Annotated in this window: 18 protein-coding genes; 13 read left to right on the top strand and 5 right to left on the bottom strand. The window is 43.1% G+C overall.

Annotated elements, in window-relative coordinates:
• The first annotated feature begins 3 nt into the window (after positions 1 to 3).
• From PSF09_RS05170 to PSF09_RS05135, 8 genes are read left to right on the top strand one after another with little or no spacing between them, the layout of a single operon-like run.
• Positions 4 to 2208 (top strand): peptidase domain-containing ABC transporter, encoded by a 2205-nt coding sequence (locus tag PSF09_RS05170; protein WP_272683577.1) that lies wholly within the window; start codon positions 4 to 6, stop codon positions 2206 to 2208.
• A complete protein-coding gene (locus tag PSF09_RS05165; RefSeq protein WP_272664484.1) occupies positions 2205 to 3386 on the top strand; it encodes an efflux RND transporter periplasmic adaptor subunit in 1182 nt (393 codons plus the stop codon). The genes PSF09_RS05170 and PSF09_RS05165 overlap by 4 nt, the downstream gene beginning before the upstream one ends.
• Positions 3386 to 5359, top strand: a complete 1974-nt coding sequence (locus PSF09_RS05160) for an ABC transporter permease (protein ID WP_272664483.1) — start codon at positions 3386 to 3388, stop codon at positions 5357 to 5359. Before PSF09_RS05165 ends, PSF09_RS05160 begins: the two co-directional genes overlap by 1 nt.
• A gap of 2 nt (positions 5360 to 5361) precedes the next feature.
• Positions 5362 to 6774, top strand: a complete 1413-nt coding sequence (locus PSF09_RS05155) for an efflux transporter outer membrane subunit (protein WP_272683612.1) — start codon at positions 5362 to 5364, stop codon at positions 6772 to 6774.
• Positions 6771 to 8024 carry a beta-ketoacyl-[acyl-carrier-protein] synthase family protein gene (locus tag PSF09_RS05150; RefSeq protein ID WP_109912777.1) on the top strand — a complete coding sequence of 418 codons (1254 nt, stop codon included), beginning with the start codon at positions 6771 to 6773 and terminating at the stop codon, positions 8022 to 8024. The genes PSF09_RS05155 and PSF09_RS05150 overlap by 4 nt, the downstream gene beginning before the upstream one ends.
• Complete coding sequence (locus PSF09_RS05145; protein WP_272683576.1) at positions 8021 to 8830, top strand: MaoC family dehydratase; 810 nt, start codon at positions 8021 to 8023, stop codon at positions 8828 to 8830. The genes PSF09_RS05150 and PSF09_RS05145 overlap by 4 nt, the downstream gene beginning before the upstream one ends.
• A gap of 19 nt (positions 8831 to 8849) precedes the next feature.
• Positions 8850 to 9101: an acyl carrier protein gene (locus PSF09_RS05140; RefSeq protein ID WP_210837181.1), complete on the top strand. Its 252-nt coding sequence runs from the start codon at positions 8850 to 8852 to the stop codon at positions 9099 to 9101.
• A gap of 1 nt (position 9102) precedes the next feature.
• Positions 9103 to 9843, top strand: a complete 741-nt coding sequence (locus PSF09_RS05135) for an SDR family NAD(P)-dependent oxidoreductase (protein ID WP_272683575.1) — start codon at positions 9103 to 9105, stop codon at positions 9841 to 9843.
• A gap of 134 nt (positions 9844 to 9977) precedes the next feature.
• Here the strand turns inward: PSF09_RS05135 and PSF09_RS05130 are convergent, their stop codons facing one another.
• Both PSF09_RS05130 and PSF09_RS05125 read right to left on the bottom strand, forming a co-directional pair.
• Positions 9978 to 11318 carry an MFS transporter gene (locus tag PSF09_RS05130; RefSeq protein ID WP_272683574.1) on the bottom strand — a complete coding sequence of 447 codons (1341 nt, stop codon included), beginning with the start codon at positions 11316 to 11318 and terminating at the stop codon, positions 9978 to 9980.
• 68 nt (positions 11319 to 11386) lie between these two features.
• Complete coding sequence (locus PSF09_RS05125; RefSeq protein ID WP_272664478.1) at positions 11387 to 12265, bottom strand: SMP-30/gluconolactonase/LRE family protein; 879 nt, start codon at positions 12263 to 12265, stop codon at positions 11387 to 11389.
• A gap of 535 nt (positions 12266 to 12800) precedes the next feature.
• On the opposite strand from PSF09_RS05125, the gene PSF09_RS05120 reads away from it, so the two are divergent.
• From PSF09_RS05120 to PSF09_RS05100, 5 genes are all read left to right on the top strand, one after another.
• Positions 12801 to 15245, top strand: coding sequence for a DMSO/selenate family reductase complex A subunit (locus PSF09_RS05120; protein ID WP_272683573.1), 2445 nt, complete (start codon positions 12801 to 12803; stop codon positions 15243 to 15245).
• A 10-nt stretch (positions 15246 to 15255) separates the two neighbouring features.
• Entirely contained in the window at positions 15256 to 15873 is a 618-nt protein-coding gene (locus PSF09_RS05115) for a DMSO/selenate family reductase complex B subunit (protein ID WP_272683572.1), read from the top strand.
• Between the two features lies 1 nt (position 15874).
• A complete protein-coding gene (locus tag PSF09_RS05110; RefSeq protein ID WP_272683571.1) occupies positions 15875 to 16726 on the top strand; it encodes a DmsC/YnfH family molybdoenzyme membrane anchor subunit in 852 nt (283 codons plus the stop codon).
• A gap of 61 nt (positions 16727 to 16787) precedes the next feature.
• Positions 16788 to 17426 (top strand): Tat proofreading chaperone DmsD, encoded by a 639-nt coding sequence (dmsD, locus tag PSF09_RS05105; RefSeq protein WP_272683570.1) that lies wholly within the window; start codon positions 16788 to 16790, stop codon positions 17424 to 17426.
• Positions 17427 to 17535: 109 nt separating this feature from the next.
• A complete protein-coding gene (locus PSF09_RS05100) occupies positions 17536 to 18282 on the top strand; it encodes a GntR family transcriptional regulator (protein WP_047757123.1) in 747 nt (248 codons plus the stop codon).
• A gap of 32 nt (positions 18283 to 18314) precedes the next feature.
• Here the strand turns inward: PSF09_RS05100 and PSF09_RS05095 are convergent, their stop codons facing one another.
• From PSF09_RS05095 to PSF09_RS05085, 3 genes are all read right to left on the bottom strand, one after another.
• On the bottom strand, positions 18315 to 19298 hold the full coding sequence (locus tag PSF09_RS05095; protein ID WP_272683569.1) for a PfkB family carbohydrate kinase: 984 nt from the start codon (positions 19296 to 19298) through the stop codon (positions 18315 to 18317).
• Positions 19285 to 20304: an ADP-ribosylglycohydrolase family protein gene (locus tag PSF09_RS05090; RefSeq protein ID WP_272683568.1), complete on the bottom strand. Its 1020-nt coding sequence runs from the start codon at positions 20302 to 20304 to the stop codon at positions 19285 to 19287. The genes PSF09_RS05095 and PSF09_RS05090 overlap by 14 nt, the downstream gene beginning before the upstream one ends.
• An 85-nt stretch (positions 20305 to 20389) precedes the next feature.
• Positions 20390 to 21661 carry a nucleoside permease gene (locus PSF09_RS05085; protein WP_004259450.1) on the bottom strand — a complete coding sequence of 424 codons (1272 nt, stop codon included), beginning with the start codon at positions 21659 to 21661 and terminating at the stop codon, positions 20390 to 20392.
• Positions 21662 to 21915: the final 254 nt, after the last annotated feature.

The raw sequence follows: 21915 nt of genomic DNA, 5'->3' as shown, positions 1-21915 counted from the left end.
ATAATGAAAAATATTATTCCAAATTTTGTTTCTCAAGAAGAAACCAATGAATGTGGCTTAGCATGTATTGCGATGTTAGCACAAACTCAAGGTCTCAATGTTTCTCTTGAAACGCTGCGAGAGGTGTATCCAGCATCGGATCATGGAACTTCTTTGATTGACCTTTCGTCCATTTTAGCTAATTACGGTGTTGCGACGACACCGGTGCTATTTGAGCACCAAGAGCTCAATAGCTTACCACTTCCCGCTATTTTACATTACGGAGCAAGCCATTTTGTGCTGCTTGCTTATCGCAAAGGAAATAACGTGTGCGTGATGAACCCTGCAATTGGGCAGCAGTGGTTACCTTTCTCTGCATTAAAAGCGGAAATTAGCGGCTATGCATTAATTTTAGAACCAGATACCGCGCTGGAAAAAATTGAATCATTAGCACCAGAAGACAGAAATGATGGGACTACAGGGAAAAAAGCTCCTCATGCAATGAGCCTGAAAGAAACCTCAGAAATTCGCGGTGTTTATTGGTTGATGATATTCGCTTTTTTGGTTTCGTTAACGCTATTTTTAATGCCAGCCATGGTGAGCAATGCGATCAACCAAGCCTTTTCCGACGCTAAAAATGCCATTTTTCCTTACGGCTGGTTCATTGTTGCCTTTGTGGTTGCAACACTATTAGCACTCGGGGTGAGAATACTAAGCGAGCGTTTCGTAAAACACTTTGTGTTGATTAAAAGCGGGGTGGGTTTTTCACGTTTATTGAGTAATCCATTGCGCTTTTTTGAAAAACGCGCACCTGGGGATGTTTTTAGCCGTTTTGTCGCTTGGCAGGGGGCCTTAACTGAAAAAATTGAGCTGGATAACGGGCTACGAACAGATTGGGTTATTTGTGCGATAGCATTAGGTACCATGTTTTGGATTGCGCCCGTATTAGCGGCTATTTCAGCTGCGGGTGTCACTGTGATGGGCTTAATTAGTGTATGGGCGATAATTCGTGATCGGTGGTATACCCAACAGTTACAGTTAAAATCAGCAGAATTAAATGACTTTTTTATGGAGACGCTGCAAGGCATTCTGACCATAAAAACAGCAGGGATTGAAAATCAGCGTAAGGCGCAATTTGCATGGTTAAGCCGTGAATTGTTTACCTGTATGCAGCGCAGAAATGTGTATCAACAAATTAAAGATGGCATCTATCAATTAACCGGTAGTTTGGAGATGGTCATTTTTATGTTAGTGGTTTTACCCATGGTGGCCAATGAGTTAATTTCTTTGGGGGATTTCTTTGCTTATAGTTTCTTGCGTCAAATTTTCACCAATTATGTGACGCGTATTTTTTATGCGATTATCCATAAGTCGCAACTGCATATTATTGATACACGCGCCCATTCTTTATTCCCTAAGAAAAGTGAGCAGGACACCGCGCCATTCCATAAAAAACACGCCGCAGCGCTAGGAAAAGCACCTCACTTATCATTCAACGGGATTCATTTCAGTTATGACCCTGCGAAACCGATTTTAAATAATGTGTCATTAGACTTACCTTCAGGCACGCAGGTTGCCATTGTTGGGGAGTCAGGGGCAGGAAAAAGCACGTTATTACGGACAATTGCGGGTTTATTCAGCCCACAGCAAGGAATATGCGAGTCCAACGGTGAGGCCGTCAGTGTGCAGCAGCTTACGCAATTGGTTTGCTTGCAAAGCCAAGAAGATATTTTATTTAATGCGACCGTCTTAGATAACATCACGCTATTTGACCCTAACTTCCGCGAAAAAGATAAAAAAAGAGTCGAAGTGCTGCTTGATAAATTGGCACTCGGTGCAGTGATTAATCAATTACCTGGTGGGGTTAATGCGTTGATAAGAGAAAGCCATGCGGCGCTGTCGCTTGGGCAACGTCAACGTTTGTTATTGGCTCGTTCGTTATACAGTGCCCGTCCTATTTTATTATTGGATGAGCCCACTGCCAATTTGGATGAAGAAACGGCGAAAATAGTCATGGCGACCATTCAGTCACATTGCCAGAAAACGGGTAAAACATTGATTGTTGTCACTCACAGTGAAGAGCTGGCGGCTAATTTCGATGCACTTTACCGAATCGTAGATGGGAAATTAAGTCTTGAGAACAACCCCAATAAAGCCCCTTGTGTGGCAACAGGCATGCCTCAATCTGAACCTTCTTTGTTAGCGGCAATAGAAGGAACTTCCTTATGACCTCTCGCCACGTAGCACCAAAATTGGGTTTAACGACTCAACGATTACGCATTTTAGGTGGGTTGGTAGCACTACTTGTGCTGATCGTGGTGATCGGCCGTTTTGTTTGGGAATCACCCGCGCCAGCGTTGCATGAAAACGTAATTTTATCGGTGGAACGTGGCGATATTGAAAAAGTTGTCATGGTCACGGGGACATTAAAGCCCTCAATGCAAGTTAACGTAGGGGCTCAGGTTAACGGGCAAATCAAAAAACTGTATGTAAAACAAGGCGACAAAGTAGTTAAAGGGGAATTGTTGGCAGAAATCGACCCAACTATCCAGCAGTCTGAGCTCAAAAATGCAACCGCTCGGTTATCCAGTGCTCAGGCGCAAAAACGGGCTGCAGAAGCGACATTAATACAGTATATCAAAGCCTATCGGCGCCAAGTGGTGATGCAGAGAGATGGCTCTGGTATTCGCAGTGAATATGAACAAGCACAAGCCCAATATGAGGCGCAATTACAGCAGGTTAATGTCAATGAGGCGTTAATCACGCAATCAGAAATGGACGTGCAAACTGCACAAGCTAACCTCAATTTTACACGGATCATCGCGCCGATTAGTGGCGAAGTACTGGGTATTGTGGCGAACGAAGGGCAAACCATTGTTTCTTCACAGACAGCACCGACCATTTTAGTGCTGGCGAACCTAGATAAAATGCAGGTTCAGACACGAATTTCGGAAGCGGATATTCAAAAAATTCGCCCAAGCCAACCCCTCACATTCTATGTGATTGCGGACCCTGAAACGCACTACGAAAGTACCATGGGGTATGTTCAACCCATTCCTCCCGAAGCCCTTGATGAAAATAACAATAATTCTGGGGGGCAACAGAACAGTGCAATTTATTACAACGGAACATTTGAGGTTGATAACACCGATCGTGCATTAAAGACATCAATGACAGCGCAAGTATTTATTCGTGTTGCACAAGCAAAAGATGCCATACGACTCCCCGTTAGTGCGCTGGGGCGAGCGGTGGGTGCAAACCAATATGAAGTGACCGTGATCAACAATCAAAAACCGGAAATTCGCACTATCAAAGTGGGGATTAATGATCGCCATTTCGTCGAAGTACTTGAGGGGATTAGCGAGGGTGAACACGTTGTTATTCAATCAGATAATGTGGCGAGTTAATGATGGCGACGACACGAAATGTATCTTTAACCCGTCCTCTGATTGAACTTCATCATGTTTACCGTGAGTTTTCAGCCGGTACGCAAACTATTCCTGTTTTGAATGATATTTCGCTATCAATTAACCAAGGAGAAATGGTCGCGATTATTGGCGCATCAGGTTCAGGTAAATCGACTCTGATGAACATCATTGGTTGTTTAGATAAACCTTCTCAAGGAGAAGTGTTTATCAATGGGATTGCGGTTCATGAGGTGAACAGTGACCAGCTGGCGGAATTGCGTAGCCAATATCTTGGATTTATTTTTCAACGTTATCACCTGATGCCCTACCTGACTGCAGAGGAAAATATTGCGATCCCAGCTTTGTATACGGCAATGCCAGAAGATGAGCGGAGCGCACGAGTTGCTTTATTAGCAGAAAAGTTAGGGTTACAAACACGCTTGGATCACAAACCTTATCAGTTATCTGGTGGGCAACAGCAGCGTGTTAGTGTCTGTCGCGCCTTGGTCAATGGTGCACAAATCATTCTTGCGGATGAACCTACAGGGGCATTAGATAGCGCCAGTGGCCACGCATTGATGGATATTTTACATCAGCTTCATCTCGATGGGCACACTGTTGTGATTGTGACCCACGATAAAAATATCGCCCAGCAAACTCAGCGAATTATTGAAATTAGTGATGGAAAAATTGTTTCTGATAAGCAGAACCAAGCGCAGACAGACACAAAACAGCGGCATCAGCTTCCTGCTGTTGAAGATAATGGCCGTGCATCGATGTGGCGCAATATTATTGAGTCCATTCGTATGGCATGGCGGGCCTTACTCGGTCATCGCATGCGTGCATTTCTGTCGATGTTGGGAATTATCATTGGTATTTCTTCGGTGGTGTCATCAATGGCCGTGGGGGAAGGAGCAAGACGCTCCATCATGGATGAAATCGGGAAGCTCGGCAGCACGACTCTGGAAATTCGCCCCGGTACTGGGTGGGGGGCTAAGCGGCCTGATATGGAGCGTGCGTTATCGTTAAATGATGTTAAAAGTTTAAAGCAACTGCCATGGATTGAGTCTGTTTCCCCCGTCGCGAGTAGCATGACGATGGTCGTTAATAAAGGCTTGGATAACTCCATCATGCTTAATGGTGTTTCAGAAGAGTATTTTGCGGCACAAGGGTTTCAGCTTTTACATGGCAGTTTATTCAGTACGCTCGATATGGCTGACAGCGAGCCCGTTATTGTATTGGATGAAGGAAGCCGAGAAGTACTTTTTCAGCCAGAAGAAGAACCGTTAGGGCAAATTGTGCAGATTGGCCATTCACCATGGCGAATTATTGGTATTGCCCGTAAACCGGGGCCCAAAATGTCGAGCGGCTTTGTTATGGGGTGGGTACCATACTCATCGTTGCAGCAACGTGTGGTCGGGGACAAACCCATTGAGTTTATTTCATTGCGCTTCCCTGAAAGCTTAACCTCTCAACAAGCTGAATTACAGGTTGAGCGTTTGTTACTACGCGAACATGGTAAAAAGGACTTTTTTATTCAGTCGGATGACCAGCTCGCCAATGCATTACAAAAAACATCCGATTCGATGTCATTACTGATCACTTCGATTGCCGCGATTTCTTTATTGGTTGGGGGGGTTGGGGTGATGAATATCATGTTGGTTTCTGTAACGGAACGAACTCATGAAATCGGGATCCGCCTTTCCGTCGGTGCGCGTCCTCAAGATATTATGAACCAATTTCTGATAGAAGCCGTGATGATTTGCTCGCTTGGCGGGTTAATTGGTATTGTCGGTTCATGGTTAACGGGGTGGATTTTCTCTTATTTCACCACTGAATTTACGATGGTGTTTACTCTGTTCCCTGTTTTATTAGCGTGCGGTTTCTCAGCTTTAATTGGTTTGGTTTTTGGTTATTTTCCTGCTCGCCGAGCTGCCAAACTCAACCCAACGGAGGCATTGGCACGCGAATGAATATCAAATCACTTTATATTATTTCTGCTTTATTTTTGCTTAATGGCTGCGGCAGTTTTACGCGTACCGAATACCAACGCCCTGAACTCACATTGCCTCAGAAGTGGGATGATAAAATACGCCAATCTGGTGCGAATGACGTGATTACGTCAGTGCAGGGGGGGAATGTTGCTGGAAATTGGTGGGATAAGTTTAAAGATCCTCAGCTATCCCAACTGATCAATCAGGTATTAGAAAATAATAATGATTTAGCCACAGCGGCAATTAAATTAAAGCTTGCGCGAAGTACTGCCGGGCTAGCAAATACCAATATAACCCCAGATTTCTCCCTTGGGGGTTCAGCAAGTAATACAAAATCTATACGCCATGGAACCTCCCCTCAAGAGAGTTATAGCTCAAATCTAACCTTAAATTATGAAATCGATTTATGGGGAAAACTGGCACGTATTCGTGAAAAGAATGAGTGGGAAGCAATAGCAACCGAACAGGATTACCATGCAACAGCATTAGTGGTTATTAATACGACCGCACAATTATATTGGAATATTGCACTGTTAAATCAACAGATTGATAACCTGATAGCGAGCCAAAAGATTGCAGAAAAAAGCCAGCAGCAAATTAAGTCATGGTATTTAGCAGGAAAAGTTAGCCAGCTGGATTTCTTACAATCACAGCAAACGGTGATTAGTCGAAAAAATGAATTGCGACGACTCATTAAAGAACGTGACAGTTCCCGCAATGCATTAGCGCTATTGTTAAACCGCCCTGCGGAGCAGCATGTGCGTGAGCTTAGCGCACTTAATCGAAATCAACGGATTGAAATTCTTAACGCGACACCGTTGGCCGTATTAGCACAGCGACCGGATATTCAAGCTGCCGAGTCACGTTTACGTTCCGCGCTTGCTGATTCTGACGCTGCTAAATTGAGCTTCTACCCGACACTCTCTTTGCAAGGTGCGCTTAATGCGGGTAGCCAGCTGTTTTCTCAATGGTTTAGTGACCCGACACGTGTTGTTGGGGGGGCGATTTCTTTGCCATTTATTCAGTGGAACACCGTGAAATTGACCATTGAACAATCCGACTTACAAGTACAACAAGCTGCGGTGGCATTTCGTAGCGCGGCTTATACCGCCTTGTCAGAAGTCGATAATGCGATGGAAGCCCGTTTTGCCGCGGATGAAATTCGTCAGCAATTGCAACAGTCATTATCACTTAGCCAGCAGCGGCTAAAACTAACCAACAGCCGTTACCGAGCCGGTGCTGTGGATTATCAAACACTGCTTAATGCGCAAGATGACCTTTTAACTATTGAGAACTCATTAGCGCAAAATCAATACGATTATCTTTATGCAACGCTACAACTTTGGCTAGCACAAGGTGGCGGTAGCACTCGACAGGAGGACAACCCATTATGAACCAAAAATCTCACTTTAAACGCGTTGTTGTCACAGGCTATGGGGCTGTCACTCCTTTGGGGGATACGGCTTCAGCATGTTGGCAAGCGATTATGGATAAAAAGCTCGGTTATCGTTACGTTGATAAAACTGCGCAAAATATCCACAGTCATTTTTTAGGGCTTATTGATAATGAACCCAGCTTAAAAGGGGTTCCCGCGGCTATTCGTCGTCGTTTACCACGCCATACGCGTTTAGCCTTGGGGGCAGCGCGGGAAGCCATGGATATGGCCTTCGCAGGCACGCCATTAACTGATTTTTATGACCCACTGATGTGCGGTGTCATTATGGGAACGGGATGGGCAGGGCTTGATGAAAGTTATATGTCAGTAAGTGAATTTGAAGCGACAGGGATGACCTCGCCTTTCAACTGTTTTTATGCAATGCCAAATGTGACAACGGCGGCTTGCAGCCAGTTTTGGAACCTGCGTGGATATCAAAATACCACCATTGCGGCTTGTGCGACAGGCACTATTGCGATTGGTGATGCTTTTGAAGCAATTCGTCATGGACGAGCCGATATGATGCTCGCTGGTGCAGGGGAGTCCTTGCGGACAGATTGTGCTGTATGGAATATCGATGTCCTTGGCGCTTTAACTCGTGAAGCGGAAGACCCGACTCGTGCCAGTTGCCCATTTAGCGCAGACCGTAGTGGTTTTGTCCTTTCTGAAGGTGCGGCTGTGTTGTGTTTAGAAGAGCGTGAGAGCGCTATTTCTCGTGGCGCCACTATTTTGGGCGAGATTACGGGGTATGCAAATTTTTCTGATGCCTTTGATTTTACCTCACCAGCAGAAGATTGTGTTGCCCGAGTGAAAACCATTGAAATGGCTTTACAACAAGCGGGAGCCGCTCCTGAATCTCTCGATTATATCAATGCCCATGGAACCTCAACGGCTCTTAATGACTTAAATGAAACAGAATCATTGAAAAAGGCATTAGGCGCGGCAGCTTACCAAGTCCCAATATCCAGTACGAAATCCTATACCGGACATTTAATTGCCGCTGCTGGCAGTTTTGAAACCATTATTTGCTTGCAAGCGATGGCGCATGGTGTGATGCCCGCAACCGCGAACTTGCACCACTCGGACCCGCAATGTGACCTCGATTATATCCCTAATGAGCACCGCATTGGTGAAGTTAAGCGTGCACTAAACCTGAGTTTTGGTTTTGGTGGGGCAAATGCGGCACTGATTTTAGAGAAAGCGTCATGAGGACTTTACGCTATACCCTTGAGGATGCAAAACAGTGGGCCTCATTTTCTGGTGATGATAACCCTATTCATTTCGATCTTGAATGGGTCAAAGCAAAGGGTGGAGATCAACTGAGTGTGCATGGCATGCGTGCACTACTCGATGTAAAACAATTCGCAAGTGAATCATTAAATCACCCATTATTGGCTTCAAAAGAGGTTACCGCCCCTGAGTTTATCAAATGTGTTGTGCGGCTGCGCAATCCCCTGTGGAACGATAAAGATTATCAATTAGTTGCACGAAATAAAGCGGGGTCTGTGGCTTTACTCTCTTCTGATGAACAACAAAATTGCTTAACTTGCCAATTGTCTATCACCCCTCCACCGCTATTACATGAAATTGCGAATGAAATAATGATTTCGACCGCAGAGATGGTGAAATTGCAGTCAATATTTTCTCAGTTTTCCAACGAAATGTATGAATGGCAGTTTATTGACGCAGTTTTGTTCTGGTACTTAATTCATGATAGCTCGTTATTTGAACAACAAGAGATTGCACAATGGCTGCCGGTCGGCTCAACATTGAAAGATATTTTTTGCCGTTATCCTATCGTACAAACCCATCAAGAGGTGGTGTTTGACCGTGAACTTCTAACGAAATGGGTTCCTATCACCTCTCCTGAGCCTATTTATCTACGTATTTTACCGGCCTTAGTGATCGCGGATAGTGAGAGTGGTCGATTAGTGAGTATCAGTATCGCTGCTCGTTACAAAGAAAAAATAATAAATAATTCAATAACATTGAAAGTTAATTCAATAACTCAATAAGAATGCAAGGATAAAACAAATGAGCCAATATCAAGAAATTTATACCAAAATTAGTGACATGATCTGTGACGCAAAAGATTTAGAAGCAGAAGAGCTGAATGCGGATATGACTTTAGTCCAGTTAGAGTTCGATAGCTTAGATTATGTTGAACTGATGGTGCTTGTTAAACGTGATTTTAATGTTGCTTTAGATGCGGAATTTTTCCTAGAACATCCAGAAATTTCGGTGAAAGCGTTGTGTGAACATATTGATAAGGAGTCGAAATCTTAAAATGACAAATAATCAATGGATACTCGTGACGGGGGGAAGCCGAGGAATTGGGCTTGCACTGGTTAGCGAATTGCGACGCCACTGGAATGTGGTTTTTACTGGGCGTAGCGTTGATGGTGTTAATGAAACTCAAGCGAACCTTGAAAACCCCGATTTAGGTACATGGGTGAAAGGATCCCCGTGTGATGGTAAGAATGAAGCACAAGTTGATGCGCTTTCTAGCTCGTTATTGGAACAATTTGGAGCGCCTACGGCGATTATTCATAATGCAGGTATCACTAGGGATGCCTTACATATTCATCAAGATGCTGAAATCTGGCGAGACGTGCTAGAGAATAACGTCATTTCCGTGATGAATTGGCACCGTAAATTATTACCTGCCATGTTGATGGCGGGGAGTGGCTCAATCGTATTGATGTCATCAATTACTGGGTTAAAAGGCAATATTGGCCAAACAGCTTATGCGGCGAGCAAATCGGCGATGATGGGGTTGACACGTTCATTGGCTCATGAAGTTGGGCGTTTTGGGTTACGTGTGAATTGTATTGCTCCGGGGCTTATTGATAGTGATATGACCCGATCAATGCCTGAAGCTAAATTAAAAGCGATGTGCCAAAACATCCCTTTACGTCGCTTAGGGCAACCTCAAGAGGTGGCAGAGCTAGTTGAATTTTTGATTGGTAATAACAGCCAGTACCTAACCGGGCAAACATTGGTCTTAGATGGTGGGTTAACGGCGTAATCAACGGTTTTAAGTGCTGTTAAAAGAAAAAAGCAACTAGATTCGGTTGGTTTCTATGTTTCCCCTTAAACGTTTCAGTAAATTTTCGTTTAAGGGGATTTTTTATGTGTTTAAACAACCTTATTTAAGGTGACTTATTCGCCTGGTGTATGGCTTTCATGCAGTGATGTGTGGGTAGTAAAGAGCTGTAATATGACACCAAGTAGTGCGCAGCCAGCCATCGCAAAGAAGGTATAAATATAACCTAAAGAGCTATTCCAGCCGCCCCCAAGATTAATTAACCAGCCCATTAATAACGGTGATAATGCGCCCCCAATAAACATGGATGTGGTGATAATACCATTTGCAGTAGAAATGGATTGGTCATTAGCATTATCAGATGCCATGGCGTAGTAAATTGGCCAAACGGCATTGGCTACCAAGCCGAAGAACAGTTGTATCGCGATAATTTTTGGCATTGACGTTGCGAAGTAAAATAAAGCGATACCAATACTCATCCACAAACCGCAAATAATTAAGGTTCTTTTTCTACCGAGAATGTCGGATAACCAAGGCCAAATAATTTGCCCGAGCACGCCTGTTAATGTGAAAATAATACTCAGCCCTGCTGAGGCGGCTAAAGATAACCCAGAGACATGATATAAATAGGAAGGCAATACCATGCTGATCCCCATATAAACAATCTGAGTTAATAATGTGTTCCCTGCTGTTAGTGCAATATTTCTATTTTTTAATGTGGCGAGAAAAATTTTAACACCTTGGCCTTTTTGTACTTGGGTGCTACTACTTTCTGCGGGTTTGGTCATGCCTGATTTTTCAATATGTTCATATAATATTGAAATTCGTGCCGCGGTCGAATATTTAGCCCAAAAAATCATAATAGGCAGCGCGACCACGAGTGGTATAAAGAAGCTATATCGCCAGTTCGCTTCCCCAAATTCAGAAATAATAAAACTTGCTACAACGCCACTTAATAAAGCCCCGATGGGATATCCAGTATGGTGTACACCGAGAGCAAAACCTCTTTTTTCTTTCGGCCACCATTCTGCCGTATTACTTACTCCAACCGGCTCACCCCAACCTGCGCCGAGATTCACACCAAACCGTAATAGGATAAAATAGGTTAAGTTATGGCTAATGGCTTTAAAACCAGAAATAAATGAAATAGCGGTATAACCTAATACTAAAGGAACTTGAAAACGAGCGCGTTTCCAACCCGAACCATATCGGTCACTGAGAACTGAACCGGGTATATCTAAAATAGCGAGGGCTATCATAATAATAGCGACAATATTCCCCCATTCCTCAGGGCTTAAATTAAATTCCTGAGAAATAACAGGGCCTAGCCTTAATATCATTTCTCTATCATAAGCATTTAATAACCAAATAAGCCAACAAACAAATAATGAAACCCATGAGAAACGGTGTATTTTTTTAAATGATATTTTATGATTTGAAGCGTTATTTTTAATCATAATTGCAGCTCTTTTATAAGTATAATAATTTGAGAACCCGTGATATTCACTTGTGATTTAAACGTTATTTAACCCCCAAATCGTTTTTCAGGAATACCGGTTACACCAAGATTATGTATAGAGAAGACACTTCCGCGTAACTGGCCATCTTCAGGAAAGCGCGGTAATGGTGGTCTTGCCATTGATGTGACATATAAAATATCTAAGTTTTCACCACCAAAAGCGACGCTGGTGACTTTCTTAACAGGCATTTCGATAATTCTGTCAATCTCGCCAGAAGGGCTATATCGAACAATTTTTCCTGCATAAACAAGGGCATTCCAAAGATAGCCTTCACTGTCAACGGTCGCACCATCAGCAGCCCCGCCCGATGAGGTGTCAACGGCACAAAATGTTTGGCGGTTACTGATATTGCCTGTTGAGCCGTCATAATCGTATTTCCATATTTCACCTGTCCATGTATCGGCGAAATAGAAAATATCGCCTTTAGGCGACCAGCAAGGCGCATTCGAGACAATGATATTTTGTTCAATTTTATGAAGGGAATAATCCGTATCTAGCCGATATAACGCACCTGACGCAGTCTCTTCTTGCATATCCATTGAGCCGACAACAAAGCGTCCTTGTCTATCAACTTTTCCATCATTGAATCGATTATGGGGTTTATCACTTTCCGGTGAATGTAGAAGGTTTGTTTCACCCGTAGTGAAATCAAGGAGATAAATTCCTTTTTCGAGTGCAACGACTGCGGAGTTTCCATCTTTACACAAAGCCATTGAACCGATTTTTTGCCTAACATCCCAACTTTTAATTTCAGTTCCACGTTCTGTGCAGGAAAATACGCGACCATCTAAACTGTCAATCCAATATAAGCGTTGCTGTTGCGTATCCCAAACAGGGCCTTCCCCTAAATTATTCTTTAAATCTAATAATATGTTTATTTTCATTTTTACAGTCCTATTAATAATACCGATTGATTAGAAGGAATGTATCTAATTAATTTAGATATGATGTGATATATATGATTGGTTGTGGTTGGAGGTAATCTTAATAGTAGGGAAGTGCCATTAAAATAATGTGAAGATAGCTGTGTTTATTATACGGCTAATTGTTAATTTGATTGTTCATTTGCACAATAGAAGCAAATGGCACAATGTATTAAGCAGAAAATAATAGGTATATAAAAAGACTTTGAAATAGTTAAATCAACTAATTTAAAGAAATAACTTCGCTATATTTATTTTAATTAAATTAATTTTTAATGATAAAAACTGGGATGATTTTATTTTCAGTGCTGTTTAATGATTATGAATAGATAAAAACCATATACTTTGTATTGGATTATTGATCGTGCACAAATGCCCTACCAAGCCTCAGCGATAGAATGGTCATTGAGAGTAGATAAGTAAATTAAAGATAAAGATAAAAATAAATTTCAGAAAACCATTTTAAAACGCTGAAGCAATGTAAAGTGAGGCAGATATGAGTAAAGCATTATCTGAGGGAGTACTCCAATCGGAGATCAGCCGCAGGAAGCTAATGCAAACCAGTACCGTCGGGGGACTCGCACTTGCAAGTGGAGCGCTAAGTTTACCTTTTAATAGTGTTGCTGAAACCAGTGAAATCACACCCAAAACAGCCATACCTGAAGAAAAAATAGTTTGGAGTGCATGTACCGTTAACTGTGGGAGTCGCTGCCCGCTGCGTATGCATGTGGTTGATGGTGAAATCAAATATGTCGAAACCGACAATACCGGTGATGATGTTTACGGTAATAAGCACCAAGTTAAAGCCTGTTTACGTGGGCGCTCAATGCGTCGTCGTGTCTATAACCCTGACCGCTTGAAATACCCAATGTTGCGCGTTGGGGCGCGTGGTGAAGGTAAATTCAAACAAATCAGTTGGGATGAAGCCTACGATTTAATCAGTGATAACCTAAAACGAATTATTGCCGATTATGGTAATGAAGCGGTGTATTTGAACTATGGAACGGGCACATTAGGTGGCACAGTCGCACGTTCATGGCCGCCAGCGAATTCACCCATCGCCCGTTTGATGAACTGTATGGGCGGCTATTTAAACCATTACGGAACCTACAGTACGGCACAAATCAGCTGTGCAATGCCGTATACCTATGGTAGCGGGGCGGGTAATAGCGTTTCCGATATCGAAAACTCAAAGCTGGTGGTTCTATTCGGTAACAACCCTGCAGAAACCCGTATGAGCGGTGGTGGGATTACTTATCAATTAGAACAAGCCCGTGAGCGTTCTAATGCAAGAATGATTGTGATCGACCCGCGTTATACTGATACAGCAGCAGGGCGTGAAGATGAGTGGATCCCAATCCGCCCAGGAACAGACGCCGCATTGGTAGCAGGGATCGCCCATGTGTTGATTACTGAAGGTATGGTTGATCAACCCTTCTTAGACCAATATTGTGTGGGTTATGATGAGAAAACCCTGCCAGCAGACGCCCCAAAAAACAGCCACTATAAAGCGTATATTTTAGGCCAAGGGGATGATGGCGTAGAAAAAACACCACAATGGGCTGCGCAGATTACCGGTATTCCGGCTGATAAAATCATTAAACTCGCGCGTGAAATCGGTTCTGCAAAACCTGCTTATATTAGCCAAGGTTGGGGGCCACAACGTCATTCGAATGGTGAACAAACCGCACGTGCGATTGCGATGTTGCCGATTTTAACCGGTAATGTTGGCATCAATGGCGGTAATACAGGGGCTCGTGAAGGGAATTATGATATTCCATTTGAGCGGATGCCAACGTTAGAAAACCCAGTCAAAGCAAGCATTTCTGTATTTTTATGGACTGATGCAATAGAGCGCGGCCCAGAAATGACTGCAACTCATGATGGCGTACGCGGTAAAGATAAACTGGATGTTCCGATTAAGTTTATTTGGAACTACGCCAGCAACAGCTTAATTAATCAACACTCTGATATTAATAAAACGCATGACATTCTTCAGGATGATAAAAAATGCGAAATGATAGTAGTGATTGATAACCATATGACCGCCTCAGCGAAATATGCGGATTTAGTCCTACCAGATTGCACTGCCTCTGAACAAATGGATTTTTGCTTGGATGGCGCCGCCAGTAATATGGGGTATGTCATTTTCGCTAGCCAAGCTATCGAACCGCGTTTTGAGAGTAAAACAGTGTATGAAATGTGTACACAAATTGCGCGTCGCATGGGTATTGAAGAGAAATTTACCGAAGGGCGAACCCAAGAAGAGTGGCTACGCCATTTGTATGAAATCTCACGACAAAAGTTACCTGAGCTACCTGATTTTGAGACATTCCAGCAGCAAGGAATTTATAAAAAAATGGACCCGCAAGGGCATTTTGTGGCGCACAAAGCTTTCCGTGAAGATCCTATTGGTAATCCATTAAATACCCCCTCAGGAAAGATTGAGATCTATTCATCACGCTTAGCGGATATTGCGAAAACATGGACGCTAGCGGAAGGTGATTTGATATCAGCACTCCCAATGTATTCCCCAGGCTTTGAAAGCCATGATGATAAGCTCACCGAAAAATATCCACTGCAATTGAGTGGTTTCCACTATAAATCACGAGTTCACTCCACCTACGGTAACGTTGATGTGATCAAGGCGGCTTGTTTACAAGAGATGTGGATCAACCCTATTGATGCAAAACGTCGCAATATTAAAGATGGCGACATGGTGCGAATTTACAACGATAGAGGGGAAGTGCAGATTGCTGCCAAAGTGACTCCACGCATCATCCCAGGCGTTGTCGCAATGGGGGAAGGGGCTTGGTACGCGCCTGATGAAAACAAGGTGGACCATGGTGGTAGCCTAAACGTCCTGACGACTCAACGCCCGTCACCGTTAGCGAAAGGTAATCCGCAACACAGTAATTTGGTTGAAGTGGCAAGGGTATAGGGGATAAATCATGACAACACAATATGGTTTTTATATTGATTCCGCACGGTGTACGGGATGCAAAACATGTGAGTTAGCGTGTAAGGACTACAAAAATTTATCTCCTGCGGTGAATTTTAGGCGCATTTATGAATATGCAGGGGGAGATTGGCAAGAAGATAACGGTGTGTGGCATCAAAACGTATTTAGTTATTATTTGTCGATTTCATGCAACCACTGCGAAGACCCTGCTTGTGTCAAAGTGTGCCCAAGCGGTGCGATGCACAAACGTGAAGATGGCTTTGTTGTTGTAGATGAAAGCGTGTGCATTGGTTGCCGCTATTGTCATATGGCCTGCCCATATGGTGCACCGCAATTTGATAGCGAAAAAGGGCATATGGCCAAGTGCGATGGTTGCTATGAGCGTGTTGCGGTCGGTAAAAAACCGATTTGTGCCGAGTCTTGCCCACTGCGTGCATTAGACTTTGGCCCCATTGATGAATTACGTGAAAAACATGGTAATTTGGCCGAGATTGCGCCACTACCTGAAGCGCACTATACCAAACCCAATCTTGTCATTAAACCGAATGCCAATAGTCGCCCTGTCAATGATACGACAGGCCATTTAGCCAATCCTCGGGAGGTATAACATGGGCAATGGATTACATGAATGGCCGCTAATTTTATTTACGGTATTAGGCCAAAGTATTGCAGGTGGTGTGATTGTAACCGGGCTTGCATGGTTATCGACAGACGATAAACCCCAAAAACAGCGCATTGTGAATGCGATGTTGGCATTATGGGTATTGATGGGCTTAGGCTTTCTCGCTTCTATGATGCATATGGGCTCACCGATGCGCGCATTTAACTCGATGAATCGTGTATTTGCCTCGTCACTGAGTAACGAAGTGTTATTCGGCTCTATTTTCTTTGCGTTGGGTGGCCTATGGTGGTTGTTATCCGCAATCAAAAAGATGCCAACAGGACTCGATAAGGTGTGGTTAATCATCACCATGTTGATGGGATTGCTATTTGTTTGGGCAATGACACGAGTCTATATGATAAGCACAGTTCCGACATGGAACACGCCACATACCACTATCGGCTTCTTTATGACTCTGTTTGTTGTGGGGCCAATTTTAGGTACTTTACTATTACGCGTGGCTAAATTTCCATTTAATAGTGGTAAATTAGCGGCAATTAGCATCGTTGCTTATATCGTGACTATTGCATCAGTACTACTGCAAAGTGGTGAGATTGCGCTAATCACCACCTCAGTACAAAAAGCCGTGGATTTAGTCCCTGATTTTGGTGTTTTACAAGTGGTACGTATTGTGGTGACAAGTCTTGGGCTGTTGTTATGGATTTTACCTGTTGTGCGACAAAATCAGCCTTCGGTGCTGAGCTTACTTCTTGGTACCGTGCTGGTACTGGTTGGTGAATTTATTGGTCGTGGGCTATTCTATGGTTTACATATGACAGTCGGCATGGCTGTAGCTTAATTGGTAAACTTTCAGCGCAGGGTGTGATTTCCCTGCGCTGATAACTTCAGAGACAATCAATATGCAACAAGCGCACTTTCTTGAACACGTCGCAGTGACAGGGCGGGTTTTGGGATCTTTATTTTATTTCTCCCCAGAGAATGAAAACAATGCAGAAATTATCGCGATTTTACAAGAGTCGACTTGGCATGAAGAATGGCCATTTGCTTTACCTTCCTTAGTGAAAATTAGCCAGCTTTTGCAATCCAGTGCTCAGGAAAATGAACCACTGAGTGAAGCATGGCAGCGCTTGTTTATTGGGCCTTATGCTTTAGCAGCTCCACCTTGGGGTTCGGTTTGGCTAGATAAAGAAAAGATTGTTTTTGGCGACTCAACCGTTGAGTTGCGCCAGTGGATGCGTACTAAAGGTGTTGAATCCGTAACGACACAAAAAGAGCCTGAAGACCACTTTGGGTTGATTTTGATGTTAGCGGCTTGGCTGGCTGAGCAAAATCGCAGAGCGGATTTAGAAGAGTTGCTCGCTTGGCATTTATTACCTTGGTCGGCACATTTTCTCGAAGTGTTGATAGATTCGGCTAACAGTGATTTTTACCGTGCATTGGCAATATTAGTGAAAGAAACACTGGATGGTTATCAACAGCAATTGACTTTACCTATATCAGAGAAAAGCGTGTACCTCACCAGAAATAGTACCCTGTAGCATTCTGTTTTTCATTGGTAATAAATTTATCTAATTCAATTACCTGCAATAAATCTATGGATAATGGTACTATTGATTATTGCTGCGATTTTTAGGTGACTAACTCAATATGAATGATGCGCATTTATCTCTGATCCAACAACTTTGCACCCGTCTTGCTGAAATAGACAATACACCTTTATATGTAAAATTTGCTGAAACGGTGAAATTTGCCGTGCGAACAGGGGTTTTGCATCAAGGTGATATGCTGCCCAGTGAAAGGGAATTAGGTCAGCAGACAGGGGTGTCGCGTATTACCGTTCGAAAAGCGTTAGAGTTACTTGAACAAGAAGGCGTTATCATTCGGTCACAAGGTTATGGCACCCAAATTAGCGATAAGTTTGAGTATTCACTCAAAGAAGCTAAAGGTTTTTCACAACAAGTGGTTTTACTTGGAAAAAAACCCAACACACTTTGGGTCAATAAAAGTATTGTACCTTGTTCACAGGAGGTGGCAGAGTCACTCGCGCTCCCCATCAATAGTGATGTATTTATGTTAAAACGTATTCGCTATGTGGATGAACAGCCTGTCTCTATTGAGGAGTCATATGTTCCTATTGGGTTGATTGGTGACGTAGACGATATTGGCTTATCTTTGTACGATTATTTCCGCAGCCAAAATATTTATCCTACGCGAACAAAGAGCAAGGTGAGTGCTCGAATGCCAGATGAAGACTTTCAAACGCACATTAAATTAGAAAAGACCGTGCCTGTTTTAGTGATTAAGCAGGTGGCTTTCGACCATAAAAATGTGCCCATTGAATACAGTTTTAATCAATGTCGCAGTGATATGTATGTATTTGTCTCTGAAGAATAAAAAAGAGGCTAGGCCTCTTTTTTCTCTGATGATTAATATTGCTGTAAATATGTGGTGAGTTGCTCTGACGAAGGTGCACAATCTCCTCCGCGATGGCTAACAACATAGGATGCGACCGCATTTCCGAGTAATACGGCATCTTGTAGTGCCCAGCCGGACGCCAATGCCGCAATCACGCCTCCTGCATGGCTATCTCCTGCTCCAATGGTATCGACAACGGTGGTTTTAAATGGTGCCACCCAGCCTGATGAACGACCACTTTCTTGAAAGAACGCACCTTCTTTGTCGACTCTAACAATTACGGGAACTAAAAATTGAGAATGCCAAATATTGGCTAATGCTGCTGTATCCATTCCTTGGTGTGCGATATCAGGGAATAACGTGACGATATGTTCGACTTCTTGGCGGTTCAACGAAATGATTGGTTTTAAAGCCATTAATCGTAATAATTGTGTTTTCGAAAGGTCGGCGATCCGAGGGCCAAAATCGATAAATAAAGTGACGTTATCGGAGAGTGACTCCAGCCATGAAAGCAGAGTTTCGCCACATTTTGCGGCTAATTGGTAGCCAGAAAGGTAGATGATGGTGTTAGATGTAATTGGCAAATCATCTAGGGTTTGGCGCTCCCATTGGTTTTCTACACCGCTAATGGAAAGAAATGTCCTTTCTCCATCGGGTTCAACCAAGGCTAAACACCAGCCATTGTCACCTTTATTCGTTTCTATAACTGAACTCACACCTTTTTTATTGAGTTGGTTGCGGATGATATCTGCCCACACACCTTGCCCAATAGGTAATGCATTGAGTGACTGGATACCAAGACGTTGCAAGGCCACCGCAATATTCAGAGCACATCCACCGATATTGACACTCTGCTGGTGCAATTCGATATCACTTCCGCGATAAGGCAGTGAATATGCATCTGCAATCACATCAATAACGGCTGCACCAATTAGGCAGACAGGACGATGCTCTGCTTGCAATGGAAGATGGGCAATAAGTTCAGCGGTTTTCATAAGCTTTTTCTCTTGCAGTTCTCAGTACCATAAAGGCTTGGCTATATTGTACAAAATCAAGTTGGTTCACATCATCTAATTGTTTTTTGAGTTGTTTGTCGATGGCATCAACGCCGTGGAGTGCGCCACAAATGGCGGTGGCCATTGCCCCTATGGTGTCGGTATCACCTCCTAAATTAGCACACAGAATGGCACAGCGGTTGGGATCAGTTTCCGCTAATTCAACCATAGCAATGGCGGCAGGAACGGACTCAATGGTGCTAGTACCAGCGCCAACGAGTTGATAAAGCTGTTCCATTGCTTGTTCGGGACCAACTGCATTTTTCACTGTGTGTAAAGCAAGTTCAATACGTGCAGCTATTGAGGGGCTAAAGGTTGTGACATGCTTTTCTTGTGCTAACTTCGCTATAGCGGGTAATTGGTCACGAATTTGCGACCAGTTTTCGCCATCTATCGCTTTAGAAATCGCCCAAGCAATAGCAACTGCCCCTGCAATTGCCACATCCGATTTATGCGTTGGCGATGAGGCGAGTGTAATTTCATCAATAAATTCATCAATAGAATGCGTTGGCAGTAAACAACCGAGTGGGGAAACTCGCATTGCGGCACCATTTGTCATGCCATTGTTTTCTAACTGAGAAATCGGGGTTCCTTGTTTTATTGCTTTTAATGCAATTTTAGAGGTCGGTCCTAAGACATTTTTGTTAAAGGCATCAAATTGCTCTGCCCATTTTAAAATATTACGGCCAATAAGTTCAGGATTTACTGTGCCATCACATTCTATAATCGCGTCCGCAAGAGCGAGCGCCATTGAGGTATCATCTGTAAATTCTGCCGTATTGAAGTAGCAAGCTGCATTATTCTCTTTTGGCCCAGGTAAGAAGCGGTCTATCCAACCAAAATGTGCTTTAACACGAGAACGAGGCCATAATTCAGAAGGCATTCCCATTGCATCACCTAAGGCTTGGCCATAAAACGTGCCTAAAATACGGTTCTCTTTGTTCATTATAATTCCTTCAATTTTGGCTAAAAACAGCGCCCTTATGTGTTGGCAGTCGGTCAATAAAGGCGTTTAATTAATGATTGCTTAACTAATTGGATGTGGGTTTTACGCCACTTTTATTAATATCAATTTCTTGAATATCACGGCTCGACTCTTTAAACATCAACATGAAAACAATCGTGATTACGACGATCATGGCAGCGCCGAAGCCCCACATACCGGCCCAGTTAAAGGTTTGGCCGTTGACAGGTTCACCGTAAGAAAAAAGTTTTTCCATCATTTGCCCACCTAGGCTATAACCCAGTAAGCTACCAAAGCCTTGGCAACAGAGAGTAATTAAGCCTTGAGCCGCTGTCCGCATATGTACAGGCGTCTTTTTGTCGACATAAATATATGCGGTGACATAGTAAAAATCGTAGCTAACTCCGTGTAATAAAATACCAAGGAAGAGTAATCCATAGGTGAATAGATGGTCTGCATCACCATAGATAAAGAAAGCATAACGGATAGCTGCGGTGATTAAACCAAGGAGTAATACCTTTTTGATACCAAAACGTTTGGTAAAGAAGGGCAAAGCAAGCATAAAGAAGATTTCAGAGAATTGCCCCAAGGTCATCCATCCGGTGGCATTTTTCATCCCAACCTCAGTAAGGTAGCCGTTAGCAAAAATATAGTAAAAGGCTAAAGGCATGGCGAAGAGGAATGAACACACGAAAAACACTAAGAAATTACGGTCTCTTAACAGCACAATGGCATCCAATCCGAGCATGACTTTAATACTCATTTTGCCAGTTCCTTTTGGTGGGGTGTCTGGCAAGAAATAGGTAAAAAAGCCTAGTAAAGCCGAGCTAGCGGCTGTCACTAAGAGTGGAATATTAGTTGCAGAAATATCACCAAAGCCCATCATGGAAGGTAAAAATCCACATGCAATACCTGATGCAATCCAGCCGATAGTCCCCATTACACGAATACGAGGGTAGTCACGTTCCACATCTTCCACATTGGAAAAAGCAATACTATTGGTGAGCGCAATGGTTGGCATATAAGTTAGTGCATACGCTAAGAGTAGAGGGAAAAAGCTAGAAAATTCAGTTTGCTGAGCTGCGAAAAACATAAAGACTGCCCCTGCAAACATCAGTACTGCCAGAACTTTTTGCGCGGCAAAAAATCGGTCAGTAATTGAGCCTACAAGGATGGGGGAGATAATTGCAGCAATGGCTGTACAGGCGTAAGACCATGCTATTTGAGAAGGGGTGAAGCCACTTTTATTCAAAAATAGCCATAAGGGAACAAACCAAGCCCCCCATATAAACCATTCAATGAACATCATGAATGAGAGTTTTGCTGTTGTTTTTTTCATCTTTCATTCCTTTATACGGCTAATTATAGGTATTGTAGGGTACAATAATGACAATATCATTTAATAATACCTTTTAAATACCATTTGATGAAAACTTTGAGCTAGATAACATTGTTTCGTATAAATAGGGAAGCAGGGGTCGTTCAAGTAATAACACAGTGGGAAAGAGATACACGATAACGTGAATTGCTTTGAATATAGATTAAGTCAGGGTTGTAGGCAGCCTATACGGCAGTTTTAAATAAAAAAATAGC

The sequence above is a fragment of the Providencia sp. PROV141 genome (assembly GCF_028481645.1).
Taxonomy (GTDB): Bacteria; Pseudomonadota; Gammaproteobacteria; order Enterobacterales; family Enterobacteriaceae; genus Providencia; species Providencia rettgeri.
The sequence above is the reverse complement of the archived record's forward strand: the minus strand, read 5'-3'. Positions and strand labels throughout refer to the sequence as shown.